The organism is Nocardia farcinica, assembly GCF_029867845.1.
Taxonomy (GTDB): domain Bacteria; phylum Actinomycetota; class Actinomycetes; order Mycobacteriales; family Mycobacteriaceae; genus Nocardia; species Nocardia farcinica_A.
In genome coordinates this window covers 1-1,628 of the sequence record NZ_JARWRU010001073.1, presented here as the reverse complement: position 1 = coordinate 1,628, position 1,628 = coordinate 1, and the positions used below count along the sequence as shown (strand labels likewise).

Here is a 1,628-nt window from a genome sequence, read left to right as displayed (position 1 = left end):
CGGCCGGGCCACCCCCCGCCGCACCCCCCGGGGGGGTCCCCGCCCGGCCTAGACCCGGCCACCCCAACCCCCACCGCCCCCTGACCCCGCGTGGGCTACGGGGGCCGTTCGCCGTCGTTCACCGGTGTTCGGCCGACCGGTGTGGCGGCGTCACCCGATCAGCGGGGCGCCATGCGGATCGCGCCGTCGAGGCGGATGGTCTCGCCGTTGAGCATCGGGTTCTCCACGATGTGGCGGGCCAGCGCGCCGTACTCCGACGGATCGCCGAGACGCGAGGGGTGCGGCACCTGCGCGCCGAGCGAGGCGATGGCCTCGTCGGGCAGGGTGGCGAACAGCGGGGTGTGGAACAGGCCGGGCGCGATGGTCAGCACGCGGATCTTCAGGTCGGCCAGGTCGCGGGCGATCGGCAGGGTCATGCCGACGATGCCGCCCTTGGAGGCCGAGTACGCCGCCTGGCCGATCTGGCCGTCGAAGGCCGCGACCGAGGCGGTGTTGATGATGACGCCGCGCTCCTCGCCCACCGGATCGGTGGCGGCGATGCGCTCGGCGGCCAGCCGGATCACGTTGAACGTGCCGATCAGGTTGACGTTGATGATCTTGGTGAAGTCGGGCAGCGGGAAGGCGCCCTTCTTCGACACTGTCTTGATCGCGTTTCCGATGCCGGCGCAGTTCACCGCGATTCGCAGGTCACCGAGCTCCTGGGCGGCGTCGAGGGCCACCTTGACCTGATCCTCGTTCGTGACGTCGGCCGCGACGAACTCCACGCCGTCACCCAGTTCCTTGGCAACCGCCTCGCCGTTGGACGAAGGCAGGTCGATGATGACCGCCTTGCCGCCGTTGGCGTGCAGCTCCTTCACCGTGGCCAGGCCGAGGCCGGAGGCGCCGCCGGTGACCACCGCTACGGTGTTCTCGATCCGCATCTGTGCAATCCCTTCTGCGTTTCCGGTCGTGGCGACCGGATCCGTGCGCTGCCGCGGGCGGCACCTCGCGGTGCGTGCGGCGTCCGTAATATAGCGAGCCGGTTGCCCTTAAGTAAACCGTCGTTCTCATGATTTCCGGCCTCCGACAGCGCCGCGCCGGGTCAGAGCGGCGCCTGGCTCCACCACAGGTCGTACAGATCCTGGCCGGTGTGACCGTCCCAGCTCGCCTCCAGCACGATCCACTCCCGGTCGGGATCGTCGAACATCACCGTCAACAGACCGGTGCCGACCTCGGTATAGGTGACCCAGCGGACCCGCCCCGAGCTCCGGCCGCGCTGCCAGGTCTCCTCCCGGGTGGTCGCGTTGTCGATCAGGGTCTCGTAGGTGGACTCCCGGCGCGGATCGCCGAGGCGGAACGACCAGGCGTACCAGTCGACGCCGTTGTCCTGCTCGCACTCCAGCGCCGGGGCGCCGCCGTTGTTCACCACGTCCAGACTCGTGCAGCGGGCGCCCTGGAATCCGGTGCCGGACGGGCTCTGGGGGACCAACCCGGGCAGCAGCGCGGCCAGCGCGCCGTCGCGGCCCCAGGCCGGGTTCGTCAGGAGAGTCGACGATGGCGTGGCCGGGACTCGTGATGTCGACGGGGAGCCGGTGGTGGTCGAGGCGGTCGGTGGCGTCGGGGTGGCGACGACCGGGTCGTCCGAACGG

The 1,628-nt window shown here is 70.8% G+C and carries 1 protein-coding gene and 1 pseudogene; both read right to left on the bottom strand.

Annotated elements, in window-relative coordinates; genetic code table 11:
• Positions 1-158 precede the first annotated feature (158 nt).
• Entirely contained in the window at positions 159-920 is a 762-nt protein-coding gene (locus QH283_RS23655) for a 3-hydroxyacyl-CoA dehydrogenase (protein ID WP_280505137.1), read from the bottom strand.
• Positions 921-1,081: 161 nt separating this feature from the next.
• Positions 1,082-1,628: pseudogene (locus tag QH283_RS23650) on the bottom strand (hypothetical protein); the annotation flags it as partial.

Bases quoted from the DNA above. Each gene is read 5' to 3' on its own strand.
- QH283_RS23655 (WP_280505137.1), bottom strand. From the start codon at position 920: ATGCGGATCGAGAACACCGTAGCGGTGGTCACCGGCGGCGCCTCCGGC.